28 protein-coding genes, 1 tRNA gene and 1 riboswitch are annotated in these 26,640 nt (G+C 72.2%); of the genes, 18 read left to right on the forward strand and 11 right to left on the reverse strand.

Annotated features, from left to right (window positions below):
• Positions 1-96: 96 nt before the first annotated feature.
• Positions 97-1,347: a PTS transporter subunit EIIC gene (locus ACIF8T_RS00255; protein ID WP_400029541.1), complete on the reverse strand. Its 1,251-nt coding sequence runs from the start codon at positions 1,345-1,347 to the stop codon at positions 97-99.
• 188 nt (positions 1,348-1,535) lie between these two features.
• Positions 1,536-2,840: a PTS transporter subunit EIIC gene (locus ACIF8T_RS00260; RefSeq protein WP_400029543.1), complete on the reverse strand. Its 1,305-nt coding sequence runs from the start codon at positions 2,838-2,840 to the stop codon at positions 1,536-1,538.
• Positions 2,841-3,026: 186 nt separating this feature from the next.
• Between ACIF8T_RS00260 and ACIF8T_RS00265 the strand changes: the two genes are divergently transcribed.
• From ACIF8T_RS00265 to rdgB, 4 genes are all read left to right on the forward strand, one after another.
• The gene (locus tag ACIF8T_RS00265; protein WP_365825347.1) at positions 3,027-3,260 is read left to right on the forward strand and encodes a PTS glucose/sucrose transporter subunit IIB; all 234 of its coding nucleotides are present in this window, start codon (positions 3,027-3,029) and stop codon (positions 3,258-3,260) included.
• A gap of 148 nt (positions 3,261-3,408) precedes the next feature.
• Positions 3,409-4,146, forward strand: coding sequence for a ribonuclease PH (gene rph, locus ACIF8T_RS00270; RefSeq protein ID WP_400029545.1), 738 nt, complete (start codon positions 3,409-3,411; stop codon positions 4,144-4,146).
• Between the two features lie 140 nt (positions 4,147-4,286).
• Positions 4,287-4,685: a hypothetical protein gene (locus tag ACIF8T_RS00275; RefSeq protein ID WP_400029547.1), complete on the forward strand. Its 399-nt coding sequence runs from the start codon at positions 4,287-4,289 to the stop codon at positions 4,683-4,685.
• Between the two features lie 34 nt (positions 4,686-4,719).
• Positions 4,720-5,322, forward strand: coding sequence for an RdgB/HAM1 family non-canonical purine NTP pyrophosphatase (gene rdgB, locus ACIF8T_RS00280; protein ID WP_400029549.1), 603 nt, complete (start codon positions 4,720-4,722; stop codon positions 5,320-5,322).
• Between the two features lie 44 nt (positions 5,323-5,366).
• On the opposite strand, the gene ACIF8T_RS00285 is transcribed toward rdgB, so the two are convergent.
• The 4 genes from ACIF8T_RS00285 to bcp form a co-directional block, all read right to left on the reverse strand.
• Positions 5,367-5,449 (reverse strand) — tRNA-Leu (locus ACIF8T_RS00285).
• Positions 5,450-5,484: 35 nt separating this feature from the next.
• Positions 5,485-6,090: an HNH endonuclease gene (locus tag ACIF8T_RS00290; RefSeq protein WP_400031420.1), complete on the reverse strand. Its 606-nt coding sequence runs from the start codon at positions 6,088-6,090 to the stop codon at positions 5,485-5,487.
• A complete protein-coding gene (locus tag ACIF8T_RS00295; RefSeq protein ID WP_400029551.1) occupies positions 5,979-6,632 on the reverse strand; it encodes an HNH endonuclease signature motif containing protein in 654 nt (217 codons plus the stop codon). The genes ACIF8T_RS00290 and ACIF8T_RS00295 overlap by 112 nt, the downstream gene beginning before the upstream one ends.
• Positions 6,633-6,803: 171 nt before the next feature.
• Positions 6,804-7,271 carry a thioredoxin-dependent thiol peroxidase gene (bcp, locus tag ACIF8T_RS00300; RefSeq protein ID WP_400029553.1) on the reverse strand — a complete coding sequence of 156 codons (468 nt, stop codon included), beginning with the start codon at positions 7,269-7,271 and terminating at the stop codon, positions 6,804-6,806.
• A 140-nt stretch (positions 7,272-7,411) separates the two neighbouring features.
• Here bcp and ACIF8T_RS00305 point away from each other — a divergent pair, with 140 nt between their 5' ends.
• The 3 genes from ACIF8T_RS00305 (at position 7,412) to ACIF8T_RS00315 (ending at position 8,612) form a co-directional block, all read left to right on the forward strand.
• A complete protein-coding gene (locus ACIF8T_RS00305) occupies positions 7,412-7,741 on the forward strand; it encodes a DUF3618 domain-containing protein (RefSeq protein WP_400029555.1) in 330 nt (109 codons plus the stop codon).
• 95 nt (positions 7,742-7,836) lie between these two features.
• Positions 7,837-8,139 (forward strand): co-chaperone GroES, encoded by a 303-nt coding sequence (locus ACIF8T_RS00310; RefSeq protein ID WP_189941586.1) that lies wholly within the window; start codon positions 7,837-7,839, stop codon positions 8,137-8,139.
• A gap of 51 nt (positions 8,140-8,190) precedes the next feature.
• Positions 8,191-8,261, forward strand: a riboswitch (guanidine-III (ykkC-III) riboswitch).
• Between the two features lie 30 nt (positions 8,262-8,291).
• Positions 8,292-8,612: a DMT family transporter gene (locus ACIF8T_RS00315; protein ID WP_400029557.1), complete on the forward strand. Its 321-nt coding sequence runs from the start codon at positions 8,292-8,294 to the stop codon at positions 8,610-8,612.
• Position 8,613: 1 nt separating this feature from the next.
• On the opposite strand, the gene ACIF8T_RS00320 is transcribed toward ACIF8T_RS00315, so the two are convergent.
• Positions 8,614-10,998 carry a transglycosylase domain-containing protein gene (locus ACIF8T_RS00320; RefSeq protein ID WP_400029559.1) on the reverse strand — a complete coding sequence of 795 codons (2,385 nt, stop codon included), beginning with the start codon at positions 10,996-10,998 and terminating at the stop codon, positions 8,614-8,616.
• A gap of 245 nt (positions 10,999-11,243) precedes the next feature.
• Between ACIF8T_RS00320 and ACIF8T_RS00325 the strand changes: the two genes are divergently transcribed.
• The 4 genes from ACIF8T_RS00325 to ACIF8T_RS00340 are packed head-to-tail and all read left to right on the forward strand — an operon-like array spanning position 11,244 to position 14,633.
• Positions 11,244-12,044 carry an ABC transporter permease gene (locus tag ACIF8T_RS00325; protein ID WP_400029561.1) on the forward strand — a complete coding sequence of 267 codons (801 nt, stop codon included), beginning with the start codon at positions 11,244-11,246 and terminating at the stop codon, positions 12,042-12,044.
• Positions 12,037-12,858, forward strand: coding sequence for an ABC transporter permease (locus tag ACIF8T_RS00330; RefSeq protein WP_400029563.1), 822 nt, complete (start codon positions 12,037-12,039; stop codon positions 12,856-12,858). The genes ACIF8T_RS00325 and ACIF8T_RS00330 overlap by 8 nt, the downstream gene beginning before the upstream one ends.
• 3 nt (positions 12,859-12,861) lie before the next feature.
• A complete protein-coding gene (locus ACIF8T_RS00335; RefSeq protein ID WP_400029565.1) occupies positions 12,862-13,833 on the forward strand; it encodes an ATP-binding cassette domain-containing protein in 972 nt (323 codons plus the stop codon).
• Between the two features lie 32 nt (positions 13,834-13,865).
• Positions 13,866-14,633: a DUF1707 domain-containing protein gene (locus tag ACIF8T_RS00340; protein WP_400029567.1), complete on the forward strand. Its 768-nt coding sequence runs from the start codon at positions 13,866-13,868 to the stop codon at positions 14,631-14,633.
• A 60-nt stretch (positions 14,634-14,693) separates the two neighbouring features.
• Here ACIF8T_RS00340 and ACIF8T_RS00345 read toward each other — a convergent pair whose 3' ends face one another.
• The gene (locus ACIF8T_RS00345; RefSeq protein ID WP_400029569.1) at positions 14,694-16,082 is read right to left on the reverse strand and encodes an SGNH/GDSL hydrolase family protein; all 1,389 of its coding nucleotides are present in this window, start codon (positions 16,080-16,082) and stop codon (positions 14,694-14,696) included.
• A 195-nt stretch (positions 16,083-16,277) separates the two neighbouring features.
• Here ACIF8T_RS00345 and ACIF8T_RS00350 point away from each other — a divergent pair, with 195 nt between their 5' ends.
• Together ACIF8T_RS00350 and ACIF8T_RS00355 are read left to right on the forward strand one after the other, a co-directional pair.
• Positions 16,278-17,624, forward strand: a complete 1,347-nt coding sequence (locus ACIF8T_RS00350; protein WP_400029571.1) for a DUF445 domain-containing protein — start codon at positions 16,278-16,280, stop codon at positions 17,622-17,624.
• A gap of 99 nt (positions 17,625-17,723) precedes the next feature.
• On the forward strand, positions 17,724-19,214 hold the full coding sequence (locus ACIF8T_RS00355; protein WP_400029573.1) for an MFS transporter: 1,491 nt from the start codon (positions 17,724-17,726) through the stop codon (positions 19,212-19,214).
• 261 nt (positions 19,215-19,475) lie between these two features.
• On the opposite strand, the gene ACIF8T_RS00360 is transcribed toward ACIF8T_RS00355, so the two are convergent.
• On the reverse strand, positions 19,476-19,778 hold the full coding sequence (locus ACIF8T_RS00360; RefSeq protein WP_400029575.1) for a hypothetical protein: 303 nt from the start codon (positions 19,776-19,778) through the stop codon (positions 19,476-19,478).
• A gap of 167 nt (positions 19,779-19,945) precedes the next feature.
• Here ACIF8T_RS00360 and ACIF8T_RS00365 point away from each other — a divergent pair, with 167 nt between their 5' ends.
• The 5 genes from ACIF8T_RS00365 to ACIF8T_RS00385 all read left to right on the forward strand — a co-directional run bounded on the left by ACIF8T_RS00365 (position 19,946) and on the right by ACIF8T_RS00385 (position 24,965).
• Positions 19,946-20,365 carry an Hsp20/alpha crystallin family protein gene (locus tag ACIF8T_RS00365; protein ID WP_400029577.1) on the forward strand — a complete coding sequence of 140 codons (420 nt, stop codon included), beginning with the start codon at positions 19,946-19,948 and terminating at the stop codon, positions 20,363-20,365.
• Between the two features lie 212 nt (positions 20,366-20,577).
• Positions 20,578-21,099, forward strand: a complete 522-nt coding sequence (locus ACIF8T_RS00370) for a DUF2267 domain-containing protein (RefSeq protein ID WP_400029579.1) — start codon at positions 20,578-20,580, stop codon at positions 21,097-21,099.
• A 522-nt stretch (positions 21,100-21,621) separates the two neighbouring features.
• Positions 21,622-22,047 (forward strand): helix-turn-helix transcriptional regulator, encoded by a 426-nt coding sequence (locus ACIF8T_RS00375; protein ID WP_400029581.1) that lies wholly within the window; start codon positions 21,622-21,624, stop codon positions 22,045-22,047.
• A gap of 5 nt (positions 22,048-22,052) precedes the next feature.
• Positions 22,053-22,469, forward strand: a complete 417-nt coding sequence (locus ACIF8T_RS00380; RefSeq protein ID WP_400029583.1) for a VOC family protein — start codon at positions 22,053-22,055, stop codon at positions 22,467-22,469.
• A 105-nt stretch (positions 22,470-22,574) separates the two neighbouring features.
• Positions 22,575-24,965 carry an ATP-binding cassette domain-containing protein gene (locus tag ACIF8T_RS00385; protein WP_400029585.1) on the forward strand — a complete coding sequence of 797 codons (2,391 nt, stop codon included), beginning with the start codon at positions 22,575-22,577 and terminating at the stop codon, positions 24,963-24,965.
• Positions 24,966-25,099: 134 nt separating this feature from the next.
• On the opposite strand, the gene ACIF8T_RS00390 is transcribed toward ACIF8T_RS00385, so the two are convergent.
• Together ACIF8T_RS00390 and ACIF8T_RS00395 are read right to left on the reverse strand one after the other, a co-directional pair.
• Complete coding sequence (locus tag ACIF8T_RS00390; protein ID WP_400031422.1) at positions 25,100-25,501, reverse strand: very short patch repair endonuclease; 402 nt, start codon at positions 25,499-25,501, stop codon at positions 25,100-25,102.
• Positions 25,502-25,608: 107 nt separating this feature from the next.
• Positions 25,609-26,625, reverse strand: coding sequence for a hypothetical protein (locus ACIF8T_RS00395; RefSeq protein ID WP_400029587.1), 1,017 nt, complete (start codon positions 26,623-26,625; stop codon positions 25,609-25,611).
• Positions 26,626-26,640 lie beyond the last annotated feature (15 nt).

Here is a 26,640-nt window from a genome sequence, read left to right on the forward strand (position 1 = left end):
CGCGGCGACGGTCGGACGGACCCTGGCGGCCGTGACACGGCGGGAGGCCCGGAACCGCAGGGTTCCGGGCCTCCCGCCGCGTGGGTGCGAGGGTCGTCACGCCTTGGCGGCGTCCTCGACCTCCTCCTCGGGCTCCCGGCCCGGGGTCGGCAGGTTGAACTTGGTGATCGCGAAGCGGAAGACCGCGTAGTAGACCGCCGCGAACACCAGACCGATCGGGATGATCAGCCAGGGCTTGGTCGCCAGGCTCCAGTTGAGGAAGTAGTCGATCGCGCCGGCCGAGAAGCTGAAGCCGTGGTGCACGCCCAGCGCCCAGGTGACGGCCATGGAGATGGCGGTCAGGACCGCGTGGATGACGTACAGCACCGGCGCGATGAACATGAACGCGAACTCGATCGGCTCGGTGATGCCGGTGACGAACGAGGTCAGCGCGAGCGACATCATCATGCCGCCGACGACCTTGCGGCGCTCGGGGCGGGCGCAGTGCGTGATCGCCAGCGCGGCGGCCGGGAGCGCGAACATCATGATGGGGAAGAAGCCGGTCATGAACTGGCCGGCGGTCGGGTCGCCGTGGAAGAAGCGCGGCAGGTCACCGTGCCAGACGGTCCCCGAGGCGTCCTTGAAGGAGCCGATCTCCTGCCAGGCCACCGTGTTCACGAACTGGTGCATGCCCACGGGGAGCAGTCCGCGGTTGATCGCGCCGAAGACGGCCGCGCCCGCGGCGCCGAGGCCGGTCATCCACTCGCCGAACTCGGTGATGACGTTGCCGATCGGCTCCCACACCAGGCCGAAGAAGACACCGACGGCGGTGCCGATGAAGGCCATCAGGATCGGGACCAGCCGGCGGCCGTTGAAGAAGCCCAGCCAGTCGGGGAGCTTGGTGCGGTGGAAGCGCTGCCAGACGACCGCGGATATCAGGCCCATGACGATGCCGCCGAGCACCTTGGGGTCGTTGTAGGTGGCGGCGACGTCGGCGCCCTCCGTGACCTTCGCCTCGGTGATCGGGAAGGCGGTCAGCACGTTCTTGTAGACGAGGAAGCCGACCAGCGCCGCCAGCGCGGTGGAGCCGTCGGCCTTCTTGGCGAAGCCGATGGCGATGCCGACGCAGAACAGCAGCGGCAGGTTGGCGAAGACCGCGTCACCGGCGGTGGCGAACACGGCCGCGACCTTGTCCCAGCCCAGGCCGTCCTTGCCGAACACGTCGTCCTGCCCCAGCCGCAGCAGGATGCCCGCCGCCGGCAGGACGGCGATCGGAAGCTGGAGACTGCGGCCGACCTTCTGCAGTCCCTGGAACAGGCCGGATCCCCGCCTCTTTGCGGGGGCCGCCGATGCGGTGGCGGTGCTCATACGTCCTCCAACGGTGGTGGTCTACACCACTCAGTGGTGTAGACCTGTTGTAGCACGATGAAGGCCGCATAAGGAACCCGCGATTCCAGCGACGGAAGCACTACGCGCAGTACCGGATCCGAGCACACCGACAAGCCCCCGGAACGGTGTTCCCGAGGGCCCGGACAGCCACCTCAAAGCCTAGAAGATCAGCCCTTCGTCACGTCCTCGACCTCCTCCTCCGGCTCCCGCCCCGGAGTCCTCAGATCGAACCGCGTGATCGCGAAACGGAAGACCGCGTAATACACCAGCGCGAAGCCCAGCCCGATCGGGACGATCAGCCACGGCCGCGTCGCCAGGTTCCAGTTGATGGCGTAGTCGATCAGCCCCGCCGAGAAGCTGAAACCGTCGTGCACCCCCAGCCCCCACGTCACCGCCATCGACACACCCGTCAGCAGCGCGTGCACCACGTACAGCGCCGGCGCCACGAACAGGAACGAATACTCGATCGGCTCGGTGATGCCCGTCACGAACGACGTCAGCGCCACCGACAGCATCAGACCGCCCACCTCCTTGCGCCGCCCCGGCCGCGCACAGTGCGTGATCGCCAGCGCCGCCGCCGGCAGCGCGAACATCATGATCGGGAAGAAGCCCGACGTGAACTGGCCCGCGTCCGGGTCGCCCGCCAGGAACATGTTGATGTCCCCGTGCACCACCTCCCCGTCCGGCCGCGTGTAACTGCCGAACTGGAACCAGATGGGCACGTTCAGGAACTGGTGCAGCCCCACCACCAGCAACGCCCGGTTCGCGACCCCGAACACCCCCGCACCCCAGGCACCCAGACCGCTCATCCAGTCGCCGAAACCCTCCAGCGCGCCACCGACCGGCGGCCACACCCACAGGCACAGCGCCGCGAACGCGATCGAGACGAACGCCATGATGATCGGCACCAGCCGCCGCCCGTTGAAGAACCCCAGCCAGTCCACCAGCTTCGTCCGGTGGAAACGCTGCCAGAAATACGCCGCCGTCAGCCCCAGCACGATCCCGCCGAACACCCCCGGATTCTGGTAACCGAACTCCGTCACCGTCCCGTCCGCCGCCCGACAGCCGGCGTCGACCACCTCCGCACCCGCCGGACACGGCTCCGGGAACTGACGCAGCACGTTGTAATAGACGAGGAACCCCGCCACCGCCGCCAGCGCCGTCGACCCGTCCGCCTTCCTCGCCATCCCGATGGCCACCCCCACGCAGAACAGCAGCGGCAACCCCAGCGAACCGTCCAGCAGCGCACCGCCCGCCCCCGCCATCACCTTCGAGACGTCCGTCCAGCCCAGACCCTCGTCCCCGAACACGTCCGGCTGCCCCAGCCGGTTGAGGATGCCCGCCGCCGGCAGCACGGCGATCGGCAGCTGAAGACTGCGGCCCATCTTCTGCAGACCCTGGAACAGACGGTTCCAGCGGTCACGCGCCGGACGGGCCTCGGCGGCGCTGGCGGAACGGTCGGCGGCGCTCATGACAGTCCTTCCGGGACCCTCGACCCAGGGGGCGGTTTGGCGGCGGTCCGCAGGGTGGTGTAGACCAGTCGGCGGACGGTTCCGCTGTCGTGACGCCATCCTTCGGCACCCACGACACGACCGCTCGCGAAGATGGGCCAACTGTGGGTTACTGCGACAAAGCGGTTCGGATCAGGGAGAACGAACATGGCCAGCAAGGCTGAGAAGATCGTTGCCGGGCTCGGCGGCATCGACAACATCGAGGAAGTCGAGGGCTGCATCACGCGCCTGCGCACCGAGGTCGTGGACCCCGGCAAGGTCGACGAGGCCGCCCTGAAGGCCGCCGGCGCCCACGGCGTCGTCAAGATGGGCAGCGCCATCCAGGTCGTCATCGGCACCGACGCCGACCCGATCGCCGCGGAGATCGAAGACATGATGTGAAGCGCGGGCATCATCCCCGGCTTCACCCCCCGAGGCACCCCCGGCCCCACCCCCTGAGGGCCCCCGGCACCCCCCTCGGCTCCCTGCCTCACGGGCCCCTCCCCACCGCGGGAGGGGCCCCTTCCGCATGTCCCGCTAGGCTGCGCCCATGTCTCGAATCGACGGCCGCACCCCCCAACAGCTCCGCCCCGTCACCATCGAACGCGGCTGGAGCAAGCACGCCGAAGGCTCCGTCCTCGTCTCCTTCGGCGACACCAAGGTCCTCTGCACCGCCTCCGTCACCGAAGGCGTCCCGCGCTGGCGCAAGGGCAGCGGCGAAGGCTGGGTCACCGCCGAATACGCCATGCTGCCCCGCGCCACCAACACCCGCGGCGACCGCGAGTCCGTCAAGGGCCGCATCGGCGGCCGCACCCACGAGATCAGCCGCCTCATCGGCCGCTCCCTGCGCGCCGTCATCGACTACAAAGCACTCGGCGAGAACACCGTCGTCCTCGACTGCGACGTCCTCCAGGCCGACGGCGGCACCCGCACCGCCGCCATCACCGGCGCCTACGTCGCCCTCGCCGACGCCGTGCACTGGGCCCAGGGCCGCAAACTCGTCAAGGCCAACCGCCGCCCCCTCACCGGCACCGTCAGCGCCGTCTCCGTCGGCATCGTCGCCGGCGTCCCCATGCTCGACCTCTGCTACGAGGAAGACGTCCGTGCCGACACCGACATGAACGTCGTCTGCACCGGCGACGGCCGCTTCGTCGAAGTCCAGGGCACCGCCGAAGCCGAACCCTTCGCCCGCGACGAACTCAACGCCCTCCTCGACCTCGCCGTCACCGGCTGCACCGAACTCACCGCCCTCCAGCGCGCCGCCCTCGACGCCACCCAGGACCGCTGACCCCGGCACCCGGCAGATCCCCGGCGCGGGCAACCGCGCCGCGTCCCGGCGCGTCTCCACACACACGGGCGCACAGCTCAACCCTGTGCGCCCGGCCAGCGACAAGGGCCCCGCGCCCACCGAAGGAGAGGGACCGTCCCATGGCCGCGAGCCGCCGACGCCGCACCCCGGCCGTCGCCGCCACCCTGGCGGCGATCGCGCTGACCGCCGGACTGACCACCGGCTGCGCCGCCGTCGACAAGGCACTGGACTGCGTCCAGACCGCCGACGCCATCGCCGACAGCGTCACCGACCTCCAGCAGGCCGTCGGCAACGCCGCCGACGACCCCACCCGGCTGGATGAGTCCCTCGACTCCATCGACAAGAACCTCGACGAGATCGGCGACAAGACCGACAACGCCGACGTCGACAAGGCCGTCGACGACCTCGGACGCGCCGTCGGCAACGTCCGCACGGCCATCGAGAACGGCGACGAGACCCCCGACATCAGCCCCGTCACCGACGCCGCCGGCGAACTCACCAAGGTCTGCACGCCGTAACCCGCGGCCCCCGCCCCCGGCGATACTGGGGGCCATGACCCGCTTGATCCTCGCCACCCGCAACGCCGGAAAGATCACCGAGCTCCGGGCGATCCTCGCCGAGGCCGGCCTGCCCCACGACCTCGTCGGCGCCGACGCCTTCCCCGACGTCCCCGACGTCAAGGAAACCGGCGTCACCTTCGCCGAGAACGCCCTGCTCAAGGCCCACGCCCTCGCCCGGGCCACCGGCCTGCCCGCCGTCGCCGACGACTCCGGCCTCTGCGTCGACGTCCTCGGCGGCGCCCCCGGCATCTTCTCCGCCCGCTGGGCGGGCCGCCACGGCGACGACCGGGCCAACCTCGACCTGCTGCTCGCCCAGCTCTCGGACATCGCCGACGAACACCGCGCCGCCCACTTCGCCTGCGCCGCGGCCCTCGCCCTCCCGGACGGCACGGAACGCGTCGTCGAAGGCAGCCTGCCCGGCACCCTGCGCCGCGAGCCGGCCGGCACGAACGGCTTCGGCTACGACCCGATCCTCCAGCCCGACGGCGAGACGCGCACCTGCGCGGAACTGACCGCGGACGAGAAGAACGCGATCAGCCACCGCGGCAAGGCGTTCCGGGCACTGGTACCGGTGGTGCGGGAGCTGCTGGGCTGAGGAACGCGAAGGGGCCGCCCGACCGGGCGGCCCCTTCCTCGGCGTGCGGCCGATGGGATTCGAACCCACATGGGCAAACGCCCAGAGGCACCTAAAACCTCCGCTTATACCATTCAGCAACGGCCGCGTGTCAGGCCATGCTACCGGGACAGTGGGCTCGGTCTAGGTGGGACGCCGCTTTCCGCCCCTGCACCAGGTGCGGGTGACCGCATGGCAGTTGGGGCACAGCAGCCGCAGGTTCTCCCGCCGGTCGTCGCTCCAGTCCCCGTTGACGTGGTCGACCTCCAGGGGCATGGGCCGGCCCAGCCACTCGGGGCCGGTGCCGCACTCCGCGCACTCCTCGGGCACGCCGCACCCGGAAAGGGCCCGGCGCAGCAGAGCGGTCTTCGTCCGGCGCTTGCCGTCGTGCTTGACCAGGATCTCCTCCGGCTTCCTGGCAGGGACCGGGCCCGGCTTGCCGCGCTGGTGCGCCTGCCCGAGGAAGTGACCGGTCGGCAGGTCTTCCTCGGCGATCCACCGACGCACCAGGGCACGTTGCGTGTCGGTGTCCGGGCGTCCCAGTCGGCGCAGGAGGCCCGCCCACGAGATCGAAGCGGCGACTGCCGAGCGCAGTTCCTCCGAGGTGGGGCGCTCGCAGGAGGACCGCACGCCGCCGCTCATCCCGCTGCCCTCCTGGCGCGCCGCTTGCCGCGCCCTCGGTACGTGTCCGTCGTCGCGTGGCAGTTGGGACAGAGGAACCGCAGGTTCTCGATCCGGTTGTCGCGCCAGTCACCGTCGACGTGGTCGACCTCCAGCGGCAGCGGGTGACCTCGCCAGACCGCCTCCGTGCCGCACAGGGCACACCGCTCGGGAACGCCCAGGGCGGTCATCGCCCACCTGAGCCGGTCGCCCGGGATGCGCCGGGCCTCGGCCTCGGGCTGCTTCACGAGCAGCCTCTCCGGTGTCCGGGGGCGCCACGGTTTCCCGGCGCGGCTCGGCATCCGGAAGTGCGACGTGTCGATGCCGTACGCCCTGATCCTCCGGCTGATGTAGGTGTGGTGCCCGCCCACCACCTCCAGCCCGAGGTGCCGCAGCACTTCGCACATGGTGGTGGACGCCGCCACCGCGTCCGCGAGGGTCTCCCGGGTCCACTTCACCCCCTCCCGCTCGAAGTGCGAGACGTCGATTCCCAGGTTCTTCATGCGCTCCCGGACGTACCGCCGCGTCGGACCGCGCGGATCCACCCCCAGCCTCTCCAGCGCCTCCGACAGCGTCCGCGCCCCCCGCGCCGCCTCCTCCAGCCGTTCCCTGCCGTACGCACCGGCCCCCACCGCGCCCCCTCCGTCCGCCTCTTCCGTCCGCCTCTTCCCGTTCGGCCACGCGTTCGTGGCGCGTACGGAGCAACGAACCGGTGGTCGGACGGTCACGCGCGACAAGCGGAGCGGCCCGTACCGGATCACGCCGGTACGGGCCGCTCGGACGGCGGAGGGCGGAGGGGTGCGCTAGACGCCCAGGTCCTTGATGATCTTGGCCACGTGGCCCGTCGCCTTCACGTTGTACAGGGCGCGCTCGACCCGGCCCTCCTCGTCGACGATCACCGTGGAGCGGATGACGCCCACGACCGTCTTGCCGTACAGCTTCTTCTCGCCGAAGGCGCCGTACGCCTCCAGGACCTTCTTGTCCGGGTCGGCGAGCAGGGTGACCTTCAGGGACTCCTTCTCGCGGAACGCGGCGAGCTTCTCGGGCTTGTCGGGGGAGATGCCGATGACGTCGTAGCCGGCGCCCGCCAGGACCTCCAGGTTGTCGGTGAAGTCGCAGGCCTGCTTGGTGCAGCCTGGAGTCAGCGCCGCCGGGTAGAAGTAGACGATGACCTTGCGGCCCTTGTGGTCGGCCAGCGACACCTCGGTGCCGTCGGCGTCGGGCAGGGTGAAGGCGGGGGCGACGTCCCCGGGCTGGAGGCGGTCGGTCATCGGTCTGGTCTCCTCGTACGGACGCACTGCGTGGATCGGGTGCCGGCATCGAGCGTAACCGGGGGTCCCGGCCGTGCGGTGCGGCGAGGAGCTGACAGACTGTCCGACAACAGGCACAAGCGGACTTCGGAGGCGACACGGTGGCGGACACGGCGGACACCAGAACCCCGGCGCAGATCGAGGCGGACATCGAGCGCCGCCGCGCGGTGCTGGCCGAGACGCTCGACGAGATCGGGGTGCGGGTGCACCCGAAGACGGTCGTCGGCGACGCCAAGGCCAAGGTCGCCTCCCACGTCGACCACACCCTCGGCCGGGCCTACGTGGAGGTCAACCGGGTGGTGAGCGAGGTGAAGGCGCAGTTCGTGGACGAGCGGGGCGCGCCGCGGCTGGAGCGGGTGGTGCCCGCCGCGCTCCTGGTGGCCGGTGTCGTCGGGCTGCTCACGCTGAGCACCCGGCGGCGCAGGGGCTGACCCGCCCGCGTGTGTCCGCGGCGGAGGCAGGTAGGTTTCAGAGCGTGAGCGCCAACAGAAACGACAGCACCCATCCCGACAAGCTGCCCATCCGCATGCTGCACGACCGGGTCCTCGTGCGGCAGGACACCAGCGAGGGCGAGCGGCGTTCCGGTGGCGGCATCCTGATTCCCGCCACCGCGGCGGTCGGTCGTCGGCTGGCCTGGGCCGAGGTGGTCGCGGTGGGGCAGAACGTGCGGACGGTGGAGCCGGGGGACCGGGTCCTGTTCGATCCGGAGGACCGGGCGGAGGTCGAGGTGCGGGGGATCGCGTACGTGCTGATGCGCGAGCGCGATCTGCACGCCGTGGCCGCGGACCGGTTCGAGGGGTCGGAGGACTCGACCGGGCTGTACCTGTAGGACCCGAGTGCACGGGAAGGGGCCGGTGACGATGGTCACCGGCCCCTTTCGGGCTGCCTTTGCTAGGTTGGAAGGACCCCGACGAGACGCGCCGTACCGGGTGAAGGCAAAGACGACGCACCACCGTTTCGTCCGTTCACGGAGGTGCCGTCATGGCGTGGGTCCTGCTCGTGGTCGCCGGTCTGCTGGAGGTCGGCTGGTCGGTGGGGATGAAGTACACCGAGGGGTTCACCCGGCCGTTGCCCAGTGTGCTCACCGGCGCGGCCATCGTGGCCAGCATGCTGCTGCTGTCCCAGGCGGCGAAGACCCTGCCCATCGGTACGGCGTACGGGGTGTGGGTCGGGATCGGGGCGGCCGGGGCGGCGGTGCTCGGCATGGCGGTGCTGGGGGAGCCGGCGACCGCCGCCCGGATCTTCTTCGTGTGCCTGCTGCTGGTCGCCGTGGTGGGGCTGAAGGCGACCTCGGGTCACTGACTCACTCGCGGCGGGCCAGCTGCGGCACGATGCCCGTGACGCCTTCGGTGCTGCCGCCGGCCGGTTTCCCGGTGGTGGTGCCGTCGGTGGTGTCGCCGCCCGTGGTGTCGCCGCCGGTCGTGTCGCCGGTGGTGCCGCCGGTGCCGGTGGTGCCGTCGGTGGTGCCGCCGGTCGTCGCGCCGTCGGTGGTGCCGCCGGTGGTGCCGTCGGTCTCGCCCGGGGTCTGCTCGCCGGGCGCGCTCGGGCTCTGCTCGGGGGTCTGGCCGGTGTCCTCGTCCGGGGTGGCGTCGTCGCCGGTCTCCTCGTCGCCGGTCGGGTCGGCCGGGGGCTCGGTGCTGGGCGCCTGCGTCTGGTCGGCGCCGATCTGGAGCCGCAGGTCGAAGCTCTTGACCGGCTCGCCGTCGAGGGCGTCGCGGGTGTACTGGCCCCAGATCTCGGCGGGTGCCCCGCCGCCGTTGATGCGCTGCAGGCCGAGGGCGTTGTAGAGCGGCTTGTGCTCGGCGGTGACCGGGTCCTGGCCCATGACGGCGACGACGGTGGCGAGGTCGGGGGTGTAGCCGGCGAACCAGGCGGCCTTGTCCTCCTCGGCGGTGCCGGTCTTGCCGGCGGCCGGGCGGCCGGCGGCCTGGGCGGCGGTGGCGGTGCCGTTCTGGACCACGCTCTGCAGGACCGCGGTGGTGGTGTCGGCGGCCTCGCGGCTGACGGCCTGGCGGGTCCGGCGTTCGGGCAGCGTGACGGGCACGCCCTCCTTGGTGACCTTCTCGACCATCGTGTAGGTGCCGTGCTTGCCGTGGTTGGCGAGGGTGGCGTAGGCCTCGGCCATGTCGAGGACGCTGGCGTTGGCGGTGCCGAGGGCGAGGGCGGGGCCGTCGGGCATGCTGGGCGTGTCGGCGGGGATGCCGAGGTCGATGGCGGTCTGCTTGACCTTCTCGGGGCCGACGTCGACCGCCATCTGCGCGTACACGGAGTTGACGGACTTGTCGGTGGCCTCGCGGACGGTGATGTCGCCGTAGGAGACCTGGTCCTCGTTCTCCGGGGCGTACAGGCCGCCGCTCCAGCCCTGGACGGGGCGCTTGTTGGTGCCGTCGTAGACGGTGTTGGGGGTGATCAGGCGGCCGTCCTGGGTGTTGGACTTGTGCTCGACGGCGGCGGTGAACACGAACGGCTTGAAGGTGGAGCCGACCTGGAAGTCCCGGCGGGTGGCGTTGGGGGTGTACTGCTTGACGTAGTCGATGCCGTTGTACATCGCCACGACCTTGCCGGTCCTGGGGTCGACGGAGGCGCCGCCGGCGCGGACGTAGGTGTCGACCTTGCGGTTCTTCGGGTCGAGCTTGGACATGAGCTTGTCGTCGACGGCCTCGACGAAGGCGTCCTGCTTGTCCTTCTGCAGGGTGGTGGTGATGCGGTAGCCGCCGGCGTCGAGGGCGCCCTCGTCGACGATCTTGTTGTCGACGAGGTAGTCGCGCACGATGCGGACGATGTAGCCGCGCTGCCCGGACATGCCGGTGGAGACGGTGGTCTCCTTCGGCATCGGGAAGGTGATGCCGGCGCGTTCGGTCTCGCCGAGCCAGCCCTTGGTGACCATGCCGTCCAGGACGTAGTTCCAGCGGGCCTCGGCGGCCCTGCGGTTCTCGGGGTGGGCGACGACGTCGTACTGGCTGGGCGCGTTGACCAGCGCGGCGAGGTAGGCGGCGCGGGCCGGGTCGAGTTCGGCGGCGTCCATGCCGTAGTAGGCCTGGGCGGCGGCCTGGATGCCGTAGGCGTTGCGGCCGAAGTAGCTGGTGTTGAGGTAGCCCTCGAGGATCTTGTCCTTGGACTGCTCGCGGTCCAGCTTGATGGCGATGAAGAACTCCTTCACCTTGCGGGTGACGGTCTGCTCCTGGCGCAGGTAGTAGTTCTTCACGTACTGCTGGGTGATGGTGGAGCCGGACTGCTTGCCCTTGCCGGTGGCGGTGTTCCAGGCGGCGCGGAGCATGGCCTTGGGGTCGACGGCCGACTCGGTGTAGAAGTCGCGGTCCTCGGCGGCCAGGACGGCGTGCTGGGCGTCCTTGGAGATCTGGGCGAGGGTGACGTTCTCGCGGTTGATCTCGCCGTCGCGGGCGATCTGCGAACCGTCCGCGTAGAGGTAGACGTTGGCCTGCTTGGTGGCGAGCGCGTTGGCGGGCGGGATCTTCACCAGGGTGTAGCCGAGGAAGAAGGCGCCGGCCAGCAGCAGGGCGACGACGACGGCGGTGCCGAGCGCCGTCCGCCAGGTCGGGATGATCCGGCGCAGGCCGGTGCGCCCGGGTTTTCCGCCGGGCCGGGTGCCCTCCGGGTCGTCGGCCGCCTGCGGCTCGGTCGGTGCCCAGCCCGGTGTCGGCTGCTGCGGCTGCGGCTCGTCGCTCATGTCGTGCATGGACTCCTGTTTCGCGTCGTACGTTCCCGTACGCCTCGTACGCCTTCTGCGCCCCCTGATGAAGACTCTCGCACCGGGCGTTCCGTTCCCGGAAACCGCACATGCGGGTGAACCGGTGGGCCGGGTCCCGGTCGGGGGCCCGTGCACCGGAAAACCCGCGGCGGGTCCGCCGCCCGCGCCGCTAGGCTCCTGCGCTTCGGTGCCGGGGGTCTCCGGCGGGCGAGGAGGGTTGTGGCGTGGGTTCGGGACGGTTGTACGCGGCCGTCGCGGCGGGGGGCTTCCGACGGTACGCGACGTACCGGGCGGCCACGGCCGCAGGGGTGTTCACCAACACCGTTTTCGGTGTGATCCTCGTGTACACCTACGTGGCGCTGTGGGACGAGAGACCGCACCTCGGGGGGTACGACCAGGCGCAGGCCGTGACCTACGTGTGGATCGGGCAGGCGCTCTTCGCCGCCCTGGCCATCCAGGGCGGGGGTTTCGAGAACGAGCTCATGGAACGCATCCGTACGGGTGACATCGCCACGGATCTGTACCGGCCGGCCGATCTGCAGCTGTGGTGGCTGGCGAACGACCTGGGCAGGACGCTGTTCCAGCTCCTGGGGCGGGGGGTGGTGCCCGTGGTCTTCGGGGCGTGGTGCTTCCCGACGGCGCTGCCGCGTGATCCGCTGGCCTGGGCGGCGTTCCTGGTGGCGGTCGTGCTCGGGGCGGTCGTGAGCTTCGCCGTCCGCTACCTGGTGGCGCTGAGCGCGTTCTGGCTGCTGGACGGCAAGGGCGTGCTGCAGCTCCTGATGATCACCGGGCTGTTCTGCTCGGGGATGACACTGCCGCTGAACGTCTTCCCGGGGGCGCTGGGCGAGGTGGTCCGGGTCCTGCCGTGGTCGGCCCTGCTGCAGGTGCCCGCGGACGTCCTGATGGGGAAGGCCGATCCGCTCGGGGCCTACGCCTTCGCGGCGGCCTGGGCGGTGGTGCTGCTGGCGGCGGGGCGGCTGCTGCAGGCGGCGGCGACCCGGCGGGTGGTGGTCCAGGGTGGGTGAGCGCAGCCGGCTGTCGGACGGGGTGCGCGCCTACGGCCTGATCACCGGGATGTGGATCCGTTCCAGCCTGGCGTACCGGGCCTCCTTCGCGATGACGGTGTTCGGCGGTCTGCTGCTGAGCGGGCTGGACTTCGTCGCGATCCTGCTGATGTTCTCGCGGGTCGGCTCGCTCGGCGGGTACGCGCTGCCCGAGGTGGCCCTGCTGTACGGCCTGTCCGCCACGTCCTTCGGGCTGGCGGACCTGGCGGTCAACTCGCTGGGCCAGCTGGGCCGGAGCGTGCGCGACGGCACGCTCGACACGTTGCTCGTGCGGCCGGCGCCGGTGCTCGCGCAGGCCGCGGCGGACCGTTTCGCGCTGCGCCGGGTGGCCCGTCTCGCGCAGGGCGCGCTGGTGCTGGGCTACGCGCTCGCCGCGGTCGACGTGGACTGGACGGCGCCGAGGGTGCTGCTGGTGCCGGTGACGCTGGTCAGCGGCGCGGTGATCTTCGGCGCGGTGTTCGTCGCGGGGGCGGCCCTGCAGATCCTGGTGCAGGACGTGGCCGAGGTGCAGAACGCGTTCACCTACGGCGGCACGACGCTGCTGCAGTACCCGCCCACGGTGTTCGGCAGAGAGCTGGTGCGCGGGGTGACCTTCGTGCTGCCCCTGGCCTTCGTCAACTGGGTGCCGGCGGCCCATCTGCTGGGGCGGGCGTACCCGTTGGGGCTGCCCGGGTGGGCGGCGTGGGCGCCGCCGCTGGTGGCGGCCGGGGTCTGCGTGCCGGCGGGCCTGGCGTGGCGGTCGGCGCTTCGCTCGTATCGGAGTACGGGGAGCTGAGGGATGACGGACGGGCGTTTCATCGAGGTGGACCGCGTCGAGAAGGTCTTCGACGTGCGCAGGAGGACCGGTTTCCTGAAGCGGGAGCGGCGGCGGGTGCGGGCCGTGGACTCGCTCTCCTTCACCGTGGCGCGGGGCGAGATGGTGGGGTACATCGGGCCGAACGGCGCCGGCAAGTCGACGACGGTCAAGATGCTGACGGGGATCCTGACGCCGAGCGGCGGCCGGCTGCGGGTCGCGGGCATCGAGCCGGCCCGGGAGCGGACCCGTCTCGCGTACCGCATCGGCGTGGTGTTCGGGCAGCGGACGACGCTGTGGTGGGACCTGCCGCTGGTCGACTCCTACCGGCTGATGCACCGCATGTACCGCATCCCGGACGCCCGTTACCGCGCGAACCTGGACCGGCTCGTCGGACTGCTGGACCTGGGTGCCCTGCTGGACGTGCCGGTGCGGCAGTTGTCGCTCGGGCAGCGGATGCGCGGCGACATCGCGGCGGCGCTGCTGCACGACCCGGAGGTGCTCTACCTCGACGAGCCGACCATCGGCCTGGACGTGGTGTCCAAGGCGAAGGTGCGGGAGTTCCTGCGGGAGGTGAACGCCGAGCGCGGCACGACGGTGCTGCTGACCACGCACGACCTGCAGGACATCGAGCAGTTGTGCTCCCGGGTGATGGTCATCGACCACGGGCGGATGGTGTACGACGGTGCGCTCGCCGGGCTGCGCGAGGCCGGGGGGAGCGAACGGACCCTGGTGGTGGACCTGGAGCGGGAGCTGCCGCCGATCGCGGTGCCGCCGCCCGCGCGGGTGGTGCGGGTGGCGGGGCCGCGCCAGTGGCTGGCTTTCCCGGCGTCGCAGTCGGCGGCCCCGCTGGTGGCGCGGATCGCGGCGGAGTACCCGCTGGTGGACCTGTCGGTGCGGGAGCCGGACATCGAGGCGGTCATCGCCGACATGTACGCGGGCCGGACGACGCCGTAGTGCGGGCGGCGGGGAGCTCGTAGGCTGCTGGTATGACCGACGACACAGCCCCGGACCTCCGCGCCTCGGACGCCGACCGCGAACGGGTCGCCGAGGTCCTGCGGGACGCCCTCGCCGAGGGCCGGCTGGACATGACGGAGTTCGAGGAGCGGCTGGACGCCACGTACCGGGCGCGCACCTACGGGGAGCTGGCGCCGATCACCCGGGACCTGCCGGCCGGGAGCGCCGCCGTCGCACCGCCGGTGTCGCTGCGCAAGGACGCCGGGGAGCGCGGCTGGGCGGACCGGATCGTCGGCGGGGAGGGCTCGTCGGCGGGCGCGGTCGCCGTGATGTCGGGGTTCCAGCGCAAGGGGCGCTGGACGGTGCCGCGGAAGTTCACCTGCTTCGCCTTCTGGGGCGGCGGGGAGATCGACCTGCGCGAGGCGGACTTCGCGGGCCGCGAGGTCGAGATCAACTGTGTGGCGATCATGGGCGGGGTGGAGATCGTGGTGCCGCCCGGGGTCGAGGTCGTCGTGCGGGGCGTCGGGATCATGGGCGGCTTCGACCAGCGGGAGGACGGCGTGCCGGGCGATCCCGGGGCGCCCCGGGTGGTCGTGACGGGTCTGGCCTTCTGGGGCGGGGTCGGCGTCGAGCGGAAGGCGACCCGGGCCGAGCGGCAGCGGCTCCGGGAGGAGCGGCGGCGCGAGAGGCTGGAGGGCGGGGGCGGCGGGCACCGCGAGCTGGACGGCTCCCGGCACGAGCCGCCGGCCGGGCTGCACGACCCGCACCGGCGCCGGCGGCAGAACGAAGCCGGGTACTGACGGGCCGGCCCCCCGCGCGCCTCCGGGGCCGCGCGGGGGGCCGGCCCGGCCGGGACGGTCCTACAGCCGTGCCGGGGCCGACCCCTTCAGGTCGCCCAGTTCGAAGACCTCGGCCATCCGCGCGTACCCCTGGTCGCTGGGGTGCAGGTGGTCGCCGGAGTCGTACACGTCACGCAGCCGGCGCGGGTCGTACGGGTCGCGCAGCGCCCGGTCGAAGTCGACCACCGCGTCGAAGACGCGCCCCGCGCGGATCTCGGCGTTGACGGCCTGCCGGACGGCCTCGCGGGCGTCGGTGTAGCCGCGGTGCCCGCCGAACGGCATCAGCGTCGCGCCGACGACCTTCAGGCCCCGGGCGTGGGCCTGGCCGACCAGGGTGCGCAGGCCGTCCACGATCGCGTCCGGGTCGGCCTGGCCGGGGTTGCGCAGGATGTCGTTGACGCCGAGGTCGATGACGACGGCCCTGACGTTGGTCCGGCCGAGCACGTCCCGGCCGAAGCGGGTGAGGCCGCTGGGGTTGTCCGCGGGGCGGCCGAGGCCGTCGGTGAGGACCCGGTTGCCGCTGATGCCCTGGTTGACGACGCTGTAGCGGGGCACGTCCCGGCCGGCCGCGACCGCCGCGTGCAGCCGGTCCGACAGGACGTCGGGCCAGCGGCGGTTGGCGCCCGCCGTGGAGGTGATGCCGTCGGTGAGGGAGTCGCCGAGGACGGCGACGGTGCCGTCGGACTCGTTGCTCAGCACGTCCAGCGCGGTCAGGTAGCGCCAGTACGAGGTCTCCTCGGTGTACCCGGTGCCGGTGGCGTCCTCGGTGAGGTCGCCCTGGGCGAGGTAGGAGGTCTCGCGCGCGTGCGGGTGGTAGGTGACCGGGCCGGACGCGGTGGGGGAGTAGAGGGTGACCAGGACGTCGCTGTCGTGGGGCACGGTGACGCGCACGGCGTCGCTCGTGGTCTGCCCGCCGGCCGGGACGACGACGGTGGGGCTGCCGTTGAAGGTCAGCCGCCGCATGGTGTCCGGGACCGCGGCGGCGCTGTCGGTGGTCGCGGCGAGCGCGATCGAGGCGTGGGTGACGGTCAGCGGTGTCTGTCCGTAGAGATTGGACAGCGTGATCCGGGCACTCGTACCCCCGGCGCTGGTGTGCACGACGTTGCGCACCGAGCGGCCCGCCATGCCCGTCGTCTCGGTCCCGGGCTCGGCTCCGGCCGGGGACGCGGACCAGGCGCCGACCCAGGTGCCGGTGGAGGCGGGGGCGGCGGAGTTGTGCGGTCGGGGGCCGCCGGCGGGAGCGGCGCGCTTGTCGGTTCCGTCGTCGGCCGCCGCACCGACGTATATGACGGCGGAAGCGGCCACGATCGCTGCGACGACCGCGGCGAGCAGGGCACGGTGTTTGGGGGAGGCCGCGGGCATCCGCTGCTCCGCGGCGGGCCCCACGACCCCGTCACGACCCTGGGTCATGCTGTGTTGTTCTCCTCGGGAGATGGGAGCCCGAGGCTCCGATCCGATGACCCCATGATGCGCCATGGGTTGGGGGGAACCTGACAGGACCCCGTCGCATTCCCCCGTCCGGACAGACGCCGGGAACTCCTGTTCCGTTCCGGGAGTCGGTCAGGAAGGGACAATGTGTGAGAGATCACCGAACGGGTGGAGCGGATGGAACGGACGAAAGCCGAAGGAACCGGAGAGCGGGGCGCCGGAGGGCAGCATGCCCGTCCCGGTCCCTCCTCGAACCGCGCGATGACCACCTTCAGCCCGGCGGACGAGGAAAAACGGCGCGGGGTGCGCCAGATGAAGCTCACCGCCACCGGGCTCCTGCTCTTCGTGGCCGTGGTGTACGTCCTCGCCAAGTGGGCCCAGAACTCGGGCGCCGGCGCCTGGGCGGGCTACGTCGCCGCGGCCGCCGAGGCCGGCATGGTCGGCGCGCTCGCCGACTGGTTCGCCGTCACCGCCCTGTTCCGCCACCCCCTGGGCATCCCCATCCCGCACACCGCGATCATCCCCACCAAGAAGGACCAGCTGGGCGTCTCCCTGGGCGAGTTCGTCGGGGAGAACTTCCTCTCCGAGGACGTCGTGCGGCAGCGGCTGCGCGCCGTCGGCATCGGCAGCCGGCTCGGCGCGTGGCTGGCGGTGCCCGAGCACGCCGACCGGGTCACCGCGGAGCTGTCGACGGCGCTGCGGGGCGCCCTGAGGGTGCTGCGCGACTCCGACGTCCAGGCGGTGGTCGGCGAGGCCGTCACCCGCCGCGCCAACGCCCAGGAGATCGCGCCGGGCATCGGCAAGATGCTGGAGAAGGTCGTCGCCGACGGCGGCCACAAACGGGTCGTCGACCTGGTCGTCAACCGCGCCCACGACTGGCTGGTGCTGCACCGCGACGAGGTGATGGACGCCGTGGAGGGCGGCGCCCCGGGCTGGACCCCGCGGTTCGTCGACCGGAAGGTCGGCGAGCGGGTCTACAAGGAACTGCTGCGCTTCACCACCGAGATGCGCGACATGCCCACCCACCCCGCGCGCGGCGCCCTCGACCGCTTCCTCACCGACTTCGCCTCCGACCTGCAGTCCGACACCGACACCCGCGCGCGGGTCGAACGGCTCAAGGGCGAGGTCCTCGGCCGCGGCGAGGTGCAGGACCTGATCGCCTCCGCCTGGACGGCCGTCCGCTCGATGATCGTGTCGGCCGCCGAGGACGAGCGCAGCGAACTGCGGCTGCGCGTACGGGCCGCCCTGCTGTCGCTGGGCGCCCGGATGGCCACCGAACCCAAGCTCCAGGGCAAGGTCGACGGCTGGGTGGAGGACGCCGCGGTGTACGTCGTCACCACCTACCGCACGGAGGTCACCTCCCTGATCACGGACACGGTGGCGAGCTGGGACGCCGAGCACACCACCCGGAAGATCGAGGCGAACATCGGCCGTGACCTGCAGTTCATCCGGATCAACGGCACGGTGGTCGGCTCCCTGGCCGGCCTGCTGATCTACACGGTGTCACGGGCCGTGGGGGCGTAGCGCGGCGTCCCCGCCGGGCGCGGAGCGGCTCCCGGCCGGGCGTGAAACGACCGGCCGGGGGCACCCGATCGGGCATTCCACTCGATGAGGAGGGAGCCCATGACGACCGCGCAGGCCGAGACCGGCCGCACCCTGACCACCTCCATTCCCGCCCGGCTCGACCGACTCCCGTGGTCGCGCTGGCACTGGACGATCGTGATCGGTCTCGGCACCGTGTGGATCCTCGACGGCCTGGAGGTCACGGTCGTCGGCAACATCGCGGGCCGCCTGTCGGAACCCGGCAGCGGACTGCCCATCACCTCGGGGCAGGTCACCGGCCTCGCCGCCGCCCTGTACGTGGCGGGGGCCTGCGCGGGCGCCCTGTTCTGGGGCCGCCTGACGGACCTCTGGGGGCGCAAAAAACTCTTCATGATCACGCTGGCCGTCTACCTGGGCGCGACGGCCCTGACGGCGGTCTCGTTCGACACCTGGTGGTTCTTCCTCTTCCGCTTCCTCACCGGCTTCGGCATCGGCGGCGAGTACGCGGCGATCAACTCCGCGATCGACGAGCTCATCCCGGCGCCTTACCGCGGACGCGTCGACCTGATGATCAACGGCAGCTTCTGGCTGGGCGCGGTCGGCGGCTCCCTGCTGTCGATCGTCGCGCTGGACACGGCGATCTTCCCCAAGGACGTCGGCTGGCGCCTGACGTTCGCGCTCGGCGCGGTCCTCGCCCTGGTGATCCTGCTCGTCCGGCGGCACGTCCCGGAGAGTCCGCGCTGGCTGCTGATCCACGGTCGTGACGACGAGGCGGAGCGCATCGTGTCCGCCATCGAGGAGCAGGTGGAGCGGGAGAAGGGCGAGCCGCTGGCGCGTCCCGAGGGCGAGCTGACCATCCACCAGCGCAAGGCCGTCACCTTCGTGGAGATCGCCCGCACGGTCTTCGCCAAGTATCCCAAGCGGGCCACCCTGGGCTTCTCCCTCTTCATCGGGCAGGCGTTCCTGTACAACGCCATCACCTTCGGCTTCGGCGCGATCCTGACCACGTTCTTCGACGTGCCGACCGGCAACACCGGCTACTACTTCGCCGTCATCGCGGTCGGCAACTTCCTCGGCCCGCTGCTGTTGGGCAAGCTGTTCGACACGGTCGGCCGCCGGGTGATGATCTCGGGCACCTACCTGCTGTCGGGTCTGCTGCTGTTCGGCACGGCCTGGCTGTTCGACCGCGGCTCGCTGAGCGCGGCCACGCTGACGGCGTGCTGGTGCGCGGTGCTGTTCTTCGCCTCGGCGGGCGCGAGCAGCGCGTACCTGACGGTCTCCGAGATCTTCCCCATGGAGACCCGCGCGATGTCGATCGCCTTCTTCTACGCCCTCGGCACCGCCGCCGGCGGCATCAGCGGGCCCCTGCTGTTCGCCGACCTCACCGGCACGGGCAAGGTCGGCGACACGGTGCTGGCCTTCCAGATCGGCGCGGCGCTGATGTGCCTGGCGGGCCTGGTGGCGGCGTTCCTCGCGGTGCGCGCGGAGCGGCGTTCCCTGGAGGACATCGCCCAGCCGCTGACCGCGGCGGCCACGGCGCCGACGGGCCGGGCGCAGGCCCGGCCGGCCTGATCCCGCCCCGCACGGCGAGAACCCCGGCCCTGACGAACAGGGCCGGGGTTCTCGTGTCGAGCGCCGGGCAGGCCTTGCACCTGCATCTCCCCGCAGGAAGCGGGACGTCTTTCCTTGGACCACCAACGCGCGACCGGGTGCCGCTGTGCGCGGCGACCGGGCGTAGATCAACTATAGCGCGTCCGGAGGGTGGCCGTCACCCGGCGGAGCGGCGGCGGCCGATCACCGCCCGCACCTCGTGCGGACCCGCCCGGGACGGACTCAGCCGCGCCGGTCCGCCACCGCCCAGGACGCCAGCGCCACGGCGCCCGCCACCGAGAACACGGCGGGCCAGGCGCCCACCTTCTTGGCCAGCGGGTGGGAGCCGGCGAACGCGGCCGCGTACGCGGCGGTCAGCGCCCCCGCGGCCGGTCCGCCCGCCCGACGGTGCCACTGCCGCGCCGCGGCGGCCCCGGCGACGGCCAGCACGGCCCCGCCGAGCGGCCGCTGCCTGGTCCAGCGGGCCACGCCGTACCCGCCGACGAGCCCGCCCGCGGCGAACACCGCACCGGGAACCTCAGCCATGTCTGCCTCCTGTCACCGTGCCGACTGCCGGCCTGTTGCGAGGCTAACCGCCTCCGGACCCCCGGCCCGGATTGAGTCGAGGGTTGTCAACTTTCCTCCCCCGAGTTATATAAGAAGGGAACGTAGGGCATCGCACACAGAGCGCCTGAGGAGAGGAGTGACCTGTGATGCTCATGCGCACGGACCCCTTCCGCGATCTCGACCGGCTCGCGCAGCAGGTCTTCGGCTCCGCCCGCCCGTCCGCGATGGCGATGGACGCCTACCGGTCGGGGGACGAGTTCGTCGTCCACTTCGACCTCCCCGGCATCGACCCCGAGTCGATCGAGCTGGACGTCGAGCGCAACGTCCTGAACGTCCGCGCCGAGCGCCCGTCCCCCGCCCCCGAGGAGGCGGAGCTGCTGGTCGCCGAGCGTCCCACCGGCACCTTCACGCGGCAGCTGTTCCTGGGCGAGACCCTCGACACCGACCGCATCGACGCCTCGTACGAGGCCGGTGTCCTGACGCTGCGCATCCCGGTGGCCGAGCAGGCCAAGCCGCGCCGCATCCACATCACCGGCGGGGACGGCCGCAGGCAGCTCGCCGGCTGACGGCACCCCGCACCCGGCACCACCGAGAAGCGTCCCGCGGGACCTCCCGCGGGACGCGGTTCACCCACGCCCGTTCCGCCCGGCGGGACCGCGGCTCCGCGGGGCCGCGCGCCGGGCGGAACGGCACGCCCGGCCGGACGCCGGGCCGCGGCGACCGGCCCGCGGACCGTCCGCCCGGGCACCCCGTGAGGACCTGGAGGAGGAACCCGTAGATGAGCGCGACGACGGTGACCGGCGTGACGCGCACGCCGACGACCGCGACCGCCGAGACGTCCCCCGGCCCGAGGGCGGTGATCCCCGCCCCGCCGCGCGGCCGCCGCACCCGTGACGACGACCCCCGCTGGAACGAGCTGGTCGACGCGGTGCGGGAGTCGGGCCGGTACGCGACCCGGGCGGAGGCGGAACGCGTCACCCGCATCGTCCTCTCCGCCCTCGGCGGCCACGTGACCGGCGACGAACGGGTCGACCTGGCCCGCGCCCTGCCCGGCCGGGCGGCCCGGGTGATCGCCTCCCAGATCCCGGTCACCCGCCGGCTGACCGCCGCGGAGTTCGTCGACTCGGTCGCCGCCCGCACCGAGGGCGCCACCCCCGCCACGGCCCGCTGGGACGTCGGCTCGGTCCTCGGCGTCCTGCCGGCCCTGGTCGGCGACGACCTGGTGACCCGCGTCCTGGCCCAGCTCCCTCCCGGATACGCCCTGCTCTTCGGCCGGGCGGAGCTGAGCCCCGCCGGGTAGTCCGGCGCCTGGCGACGGGGCGGCCGCCGGAGGCCGCCCCCGCACCTTCGCGCTCTTCGCCGGCTTCGGTGCGGTACGCGGTTTCGGCCGGGGACGCGGCTTGGCCGCGGATGCGGCGGCGAGCCGGGCGCGGGGTGAGCCGCACGCGGCGGAAGAGGCCGCGAGTTCATGACCACGCGCGAGCGGACCCCGGCCGTGCCCGGTCATCCGGTCCACGACGCCCGGCGCCACGAGACCGGCGGGGCACCGGGCCGGTGCCGCTGGAGCGGGCGCGCAGGCCGGCCGAGGAGGTCGTCGGCGAGGAGACGGCGCGCGGCCGGATCCGCGAGGAGGAGCCCGGCACGGACGGTGTCGACGAGGACCGGCGGGACAGACGGGCCGCACTCCGGCAGCGCTCCCGCGGGTTCCCGGAACGGAAGGCGCCGGTCCGCCCGAACTGCCCCCGGGCGGGCCGGTGTTGCGTGCCGCCCTCATCCACCGCCGCCCGTACCGGCGGTGCCGGGGTTGTGCCATGGTGGACGCGTGACGTTGGAGGACCTCGTCCGGCTGCGCCGGGCCCGTGACCGGATGGACCGTGACTACGCCGAGCCGCTGGACGTCCCGGCCCTGGCGCGCGGGGCCCTCATGTCGCCCGGCCACTTCTCCCGCAGCTTCCGCGCCGCCTTCGGGGAGACGCCGTACAGCTACCTGATGACGCGCCGCATCGAGCGGGCGAAGGCGCTGCTGCGGCGCGGGGACCTGACGGTGACGGAGGTCTGCTTCGCGGTCGGCTGCACCTCGCTGGGCTCGTTCAGCACGCGCTTCACCGAACTCGTCGGCGAGAGCCCGAGCGCGTACCGGGCGCGCGGCCACGAGGAGGGCGCCGCCATTCCGCCGTGCGTCGCCAAGGTGCACACGCGACCGGTCAGGAACGGAGAAGCGGGACCGGCCGCCCCGCCCCTAGCGTGAAGCGCATGGACATCAACCTCTCGCAGTGCTTCATCGCCGTCGACGACCACGACAAGGCGATCGCCTTCTACCGGGACGTGCTCGGGCTGGAGGTCCGCAACGACGTCGGGTTCGAGGGGATGCGCTGGGTGACCGTCGGCTCGCCGGCACAGCCGGACGTGGACATCGTCCTCGAACCGCCCCTCGCGGACCCGGGCGCCTCCGCCGCCGACAGGGAGGCCGTGGCCGGACTGCTGGCGAAGGGCCTGCTGCGCGGCGTCATCTTCCGGACCGACGACTGCGACGCCACCTTCGAGCGCATCGCCGCCGCGGGCGCCGAGGTCCTCCAGGAGCCCACCGACCAGCCGTACGGCGTCCGCGACTGCGCCTTCCGCGACCCGGCCGGCAACATGCTCCGCTTCAGCCAGCTCCGCAAGGAGTGATCCGCGCGCCGCCGGGCCCGCCCGGCGGCGCCGGCCAGACCACGACGCCGACGGGGACCGCGACCGGCCCGTCGGGCCCGCCCACCGGATGGAGACACCAAGAGCATGACCACGAGGACGGACACGCAGTCACCCGCGCCGCACGCCGCCGACCGCCACGACCTGATCCGCGTGCACGGCGCGCGCGTGAACAACCTCAAGGACGTCAGCGTCGAGATCCCCAAGCGCCGGCTGACGGTCTTCACCGGCGTCTCCGGCTCGGGCAAGAGCTCCCTGGTCTTCGACGCCATCGCCGCGGAGTCGCAGCGGCTGATCAACGAGACGTACAGCGCCTTCGTACAGGGCTTCATGCCGGCGCTGAACCGGCCCGAGGTGGACCTCCTCGACGGGCTGACCACCGCGATCATCGTCGACCAGGAGCGGATCGGCGCCAACCCCCGCTCCACCGTCGGCACCGTCACCGACGTCAACGCGATGCTGCGCATCCTGTTCAGCCGGCTCGGCACACCGCACATCGGCCCGCCCAACGCCTACTCGTTCAACGTGCCCTCGGTGAAGGCCGGCGGCGCGATCACCGTGGAGCGCGGCGCGGGCCGGACCAAGGCGGAGAAGGTCACCTTCCACCGCCTCGGCGGCATGTGCCCGCGCTGCGAGGGCATGGGGTCGGTCAGCGACATCGACCTGTCGGCGCTGTACGACGAGAACCTCTCGCTCAACGAGGGCGCCCTCACCGTCCCCGGCTACACCATGGACGGCTGGTACGGCCGCATCTACCGCGGCTGCGGCTTCTTCGACCCGGACAAGCCGATCCGCCGGTTCACCGAGACGGAGCGGTACGACCTCCTCCACAAGGAACCGACCAAGATCAAGGTCGACGGGATCAACCTGACGTACGAAGGGCTGATCCCGAAGATCCAGAAGTCGTTCCTGGCCAAGGACGTCGACGCGCTCCAGCCGCACATCCGCGCCTTCGTGCGGCGGGCGGTCACGTTCACCGTGTGCCCCGAGTGCGACGGCACCCGGCTCAGCGCCGAGGCCCGCTCGTCGACGATCGACGGGAAGAACATCGCCGACGTCTGCGCGATGCAGATCAGCGACCTGGCCCGGTGGGTGCGCGCGCTCGACGAGCCGTCGGTGAAGCCCCTGCTGACCGGGCTGGCCCACACCCTCGACTCGTTCGTGGAGATCGGGCTCGGCTACCTCAGCCTCGACCGCCCCTCCGGCACCCTCTCGGGCGGCGAGGCGCAGCGCACCAAGATGATCCGCCACCTCGGCTCCTCGCTCACCGACGTCACCTACGTCTTCGACGAGCCGACGATCGGCCTGCACCCGCACGACATCCAGCGGATGAACGGCCTGCTGCGCCGGCTGCGCGACAAGGGCAACACCGTGCTGGTGGTGGAGCACAAGCCGGAGGCCATCGCGATCGCCGACCACGTCGTCGACCTCGGCCCCGGCGCCGGCACGGCGGGCGGCACCGTCTGCTTCGAGGGCACCGTCGAAGGGCTGCGGGCCAGCGGCACCCTCACCGGCCGCCACCTGGACGACCGGGCGAGGCTCAAGGACGAGGTCCGGCGGCCGACCGGGACGCTGGAGATCCGGGGCGCGAACCGGCACAACCTGCGGGACGTCGACGTCGACATCCCGCTGGGCGTGCTCTGCGTCGTCACGGGCGTCGCCGGGTCGGGCAAGAGCTCGCTGATCCACGGCTCGATGCCCGCGGGGGCCGGCGTGGTCACGGTCGACCAGACGGCGATCCGCGGCTCGCGCCGCAGCAACCCGGCGACGTACACGGGCCTGCTCGATCCGATCCGCAAGGCGTTCGCCAAGGCCAACGGCGTGAAGCCGGCCCTGTTCAGCGCCAACTCCGAGGGCGCCTGCCCGGCCTGCAACGGCGCCGGCGTCATCTACACCGACCTGGCGATGATGGCCGGCGTCGCCACCACCTGCGAGGACTGCGAGGGCAGGCGTTTCCAGACGGCCGTCCTCGACCACCACCTCGGCGGCCGCGACATCAGCGAGGTGCTGGCGATGTCGGTGGCCGAGGCGGAGGAGTTCTTCGGCACGGGCGAGGCCCGCACCCCGGCCGCGCACAAGATCCTCACCCGGCTCGCCGACGTCGGCCTCGGCTACCTCACCCTCGGCCAGCCCCTCACCACCCTCTCCGGCGGCGAACGCCAGCGCCTCAAGCTCGCCACCCACATGGCCGAGCAGGGCGGCATCTACGTCCTCGACGAGCCCACCGTCGGCCTCCACCTCGCCGACGTCCAGCAACTCCTCACCCTCCTCGACCGCCTCGTCGACACCGGCAAGTCCGTCATCGTCGTCGAACACCACCAGGCGGTCATGGCCCACGCGGACTGGATCATCGACCTGGGGCCGGGGGCGGGGCACGACGGGGGGCGGGTGGTGTTCGAGGGGACGCCGGGGGAGTTGGTGGCGGGGCGCGGGACTTTGACGGGGAAACACCTGGCGGCTTACGTCGGCCGTGGCTGAGGTCGTCACGGCAAGACTGCATAGGGCGGGGCGTGACGTGATGCCGAGGTACTTCTTACGCCCTCTTGCTTCGCGGCCCCCGTCCGCTCTCACCACTCGTACACCGGCACACACGTCCACAAAGGTGAGCGGGCTTATTCAGCTCTCCCCCTCATCAGCTCCGCCCTGCGCCGCTCCACCGCCGCCCCCACCCGTACGGCCACGTCCTCGGCGGCCTCGTGCTCCCAGAACCGGAGCACCGTCCAGCCCTCCGCGATCAGATGCTCGGTCGTCTCCCGGTCGCGGGCCATGTTCCGGTCCAGCTTGCTGCGCCACCAGTCCGCGTTCGCCTTCGGCTGTGTGGCGTGCAGAGGGCAGCCGTGCCAGAAGCAGCCGTCGATGAGGACCGCGACCTTGGCACGCGGGAACGCCACGTCGATGCGCCGCCGTGGCATGCCCGGCACGGGGTACTCCACGCGATAGCGCAGTCCGGCCGCGTGCAGCAGCCGTCGCACGGCCAGCTCGACACCCGTGTCCTTGCTCGCCTGCCTGCTCATGCGGGCCGAGACACCGGGGGAGGAAGGCGTCACGCTGTTCACCGTCGTCGGGCCTCGCGAACACATGTCGTCACGATCAGTTGACATCCGCGCTCCGGTCGAGTGGATCAGGCGTCCTCGCTCCCGTGACACCCCTCATACCCCCGCCCCGACCCGCACCAGCAGGCCCCGCCCCGAGGCGGCCAAGCCACCGCCCGGCCCCGTGCCGCCAGGATCGTCGCGTACTGCGGCAGCAGGGACGTGTCGGACGGGGACGTGCCCTCCGAGGCCGCGAAGGCCTCGTAGGACGGGACCGTGCCGGTCACGACGCCGAGGTTGGGCGTGCCGGACGCGGCCAGTTCGCGCAGGGCGGCCTCTATGGCGGCCAGGTGCTCCTCGTGGGAGGGGTACTCCGACGCCAGCGAGGGGTACGCCGTGACCAGTTCCGTCAGCTCCTGCGCCGGCCAGTGCAGGATCGCCACCGGGAACGGGCGGGACAGGGCCGTGCGGTACGCGCCGAGCTCCGCGCGCAGGCGGGAGATCTCCGCCTCCAGCTCCGCCGGGTTCTCCGAGCCGAGGGACCACACGCGCCCCGGGTCGTGCAGTTCGTCCAGGGAGACCGGGAGCGTGTGGACGGAGTCCGCCACCGCGTCCCACTCGTCGTGGGCGACGCCCAGCATGCGGCGGACCCGGTGGCGGCCGAAGAGCAGCGGGTGCGTGGCGTACGGGGGTTCCGGCACGTCCGTCAGGAGCAGCCGCACGCCCTGTGTGAAGGTCTCGTGCGCCGCCTCCAGCTCGTCGTGCGCCTCCAGGGCCTCCGCGGCGATCACCCAGGGCGCGGGGTCGCGCGGGGAGCCCGTGCGGATGCCGTCGATGATCGCCCGGGCCTCCGCCTCGTGGCCGTACTCCCACAGGTTGGAGGCCTTCAGGGCGCGGACCAGGAAGGGGTTCTCCAGGCTCTCGGCGGAGGCCAGCAGGCGGTCGTAGAGCGCGGTGGCCGCGGGGCGGTCGCCGGACAGTTCCCGGTGGGCCGCGGCCCGCAGCAGCAGGGCCTCGGCGTCCTCGGGGTACAGGCCGGCGGTCCGCTCCAGGCGTGCCGCTTCGGTGGCGTGGTCGACGTTCTCGGCAGGCGTGTCGGGGCGCATGGGGGACACCGTACT

Source organism: Streptomyces sp. NPDC085946 (genome assembly GCF_044540485.1).
Classification (GTDB): Bacteria; Actinomycetota; Actinomycetes; order Streptomycetales; family Streptomycetaceae; genus Streptomyces.

What these genes read in the sequence shown, in the direction of transcription:
- ACIF8T_RS00255 (WP_400029541.1), bottom strand. Translation starts at nt 1,347, where the DNA reads ATGAGCACCGCCACCGCATCGGCGGCCCCCGCAAAGAGGCGGGGATCC.
- ACIF8T_RS00260 (WP_400029543.1), bottom strand. Translation starts at nt 2,840, where the DNA reads ATGAGCGCCGCCGACCGTTCCGCCAGCGCCGCCGAGGCCCGTCCGGCG.
- ACIF8T_RS00265 (WP_365825347.1), top strand. Translation starts at nt 3,027, where the DNA reads ATGGCCAGCAAGGCTGAGAAGATCGTTGCCGGGCTCGGCGGCATCGAC.
- rph (WP_400029545.1), top strand. Translation starts at nt 3,409, where the DNA reads ATGTCTCGAATCGACGGCCGCACCCCCCAACAGCTCCGCCCCGTCACC.
- ACIF8T_RS00275 (WP_400029547.1), top strand. Translation starts at nt 4,287, where the DNA reads ATGGCCGCGAGCCGCCGACGCCGCACCCCGGCCGTCGCCGCCACCCTG.
- rdgB (WP_400029549.1), top strand. Translation starts at nt 4,720, where the DNA reads ATGACCCGCTTGATCCTCGCCACCCGCAACGCCGGAAAGATCACCGAG.
- bcp (WP_400029553.1), bottom strand. Translation starts at nt 7,271, where the DNA reads ATGACCGACCGCCTCCAGCCCGGGGACGTCGCCCCCGCCTTCACCCTG.
- ACIF8T_RS00310 (WP_189941586.1), top strand. Translation starts at nt 7,837, where the DNA reads ATGCTGCACGACCGGGTCCTCGTGCGGCAGGACACCAGCGAGGGCGAG.
- ACIF8T_RS00315 (WP_400029557.1), top strand. Translation starts at nt 8,292, where the DNA reads ATGGCGTGGGTCCTGCTCGTGGTCGCCGGTCTGCTGGAGGTCGGCTGG.
- ACIF8T_RS00320 (WP_400029559.1), bottom strand. Translation starts at nt 10,998, where the DNA reads ATGAGCGACGAGCCGCAGCCGCAGCAGCCGACACCGGGCTGGGCACCG.
- ACIF8T_RS00335 (WP_400029565.1), top strand. Translation starts at nt 12,862, where the DNA reads ATGACGGACGGGCGTTTCATCGAGGTGGACCGCGTCGAGAAGGTCTTC.
- ACIF8T_RS00340 (WP_400029567.1), top strand. Translation starts at nt 13,866, where the DNA reads ATGACCGACGACACAGCCCCGGACCTCCGCGCCTCGGACGCCGACCGC.
- ACIF8T_RS00345 (WP_400029569.1), bottom strand. Translation starts at nt 16,082, where the DNA reads ATGACCCAGGGTCGTGACGGGGTCGTGGGGCCCGCCGCGGAGCAGCGG.
- ACIF8T_RS00350 (WP_400029571.1), top strand. Translation starts at nt 16,278, where the DNA reads ATGGAACGGACGAAAGCCGAAGGAACCGGAGAGCGGGGCGCCGGAGGG.
- ACIF8T_RS00355 (WP_400029573.1), top strand. Translation starts at nt 17,724, where the DNA reads ATGACGACCGCGCAGGCCGAGACCGGCCGCACCCTGACCACCTCCATT.
- ACIF8T_RS00360 (WP_400029575.1), bottom strand. Translation starts at nt 19,778, where the DNA reads ATGGCTGAGGTTCCCGGTGCGGTGTTCGCCGCGGGCGGGCTCGTCGGC.
- ACIF8T_RS00365 (WP_400029577.1), top strand. Translation starts at nt 19,946, where the DNA reads ATGCTCATGCGCACGGACCCCTTCCGCGATCTCGACCGGCTCGCGCAG.
- ACIF8T_RS00370 (WP_400029579.1), top strand. Translation starts at nt 20,578, where the DNA reads ATGAGCGCGACGACGGTGACCGGCGTGACGCGCACGCCGACGACCGCG.
- ACIF8T_RS00380 (WP_400029583.1), top strand. Translation starts at nt 22,053, where the DNA reads ATGGACATCAACCTCTCGCAGTGCTTCATCGCCGTCGACGACCACGAC.
- ACIF8T_RS00385 (WP_400029585.1), top strand. Translation starts at nt 22,575, where the DNA reads ATGACCACGAGGACGGACACGCAGTCACCCGCGCCGCACGCCGCCGAC.
- ACIF8T_RS00390 (WP_400031422.1), bottom strand. Translation starts at nt 25,501, where the DNA reads ATGAGCAGGCAGGCGAGCAAGGACACGGGTGTCGAGCTGGCCGTGCGA.
- ACIF8T_RS00395 (WP_400029587.1), bottom strand. Translation starts at nt 26,625, where the DNA reads ATGCGCCCCGACACGCCTGCCGAGAACGTCGACCACGCCACCGAAGCG.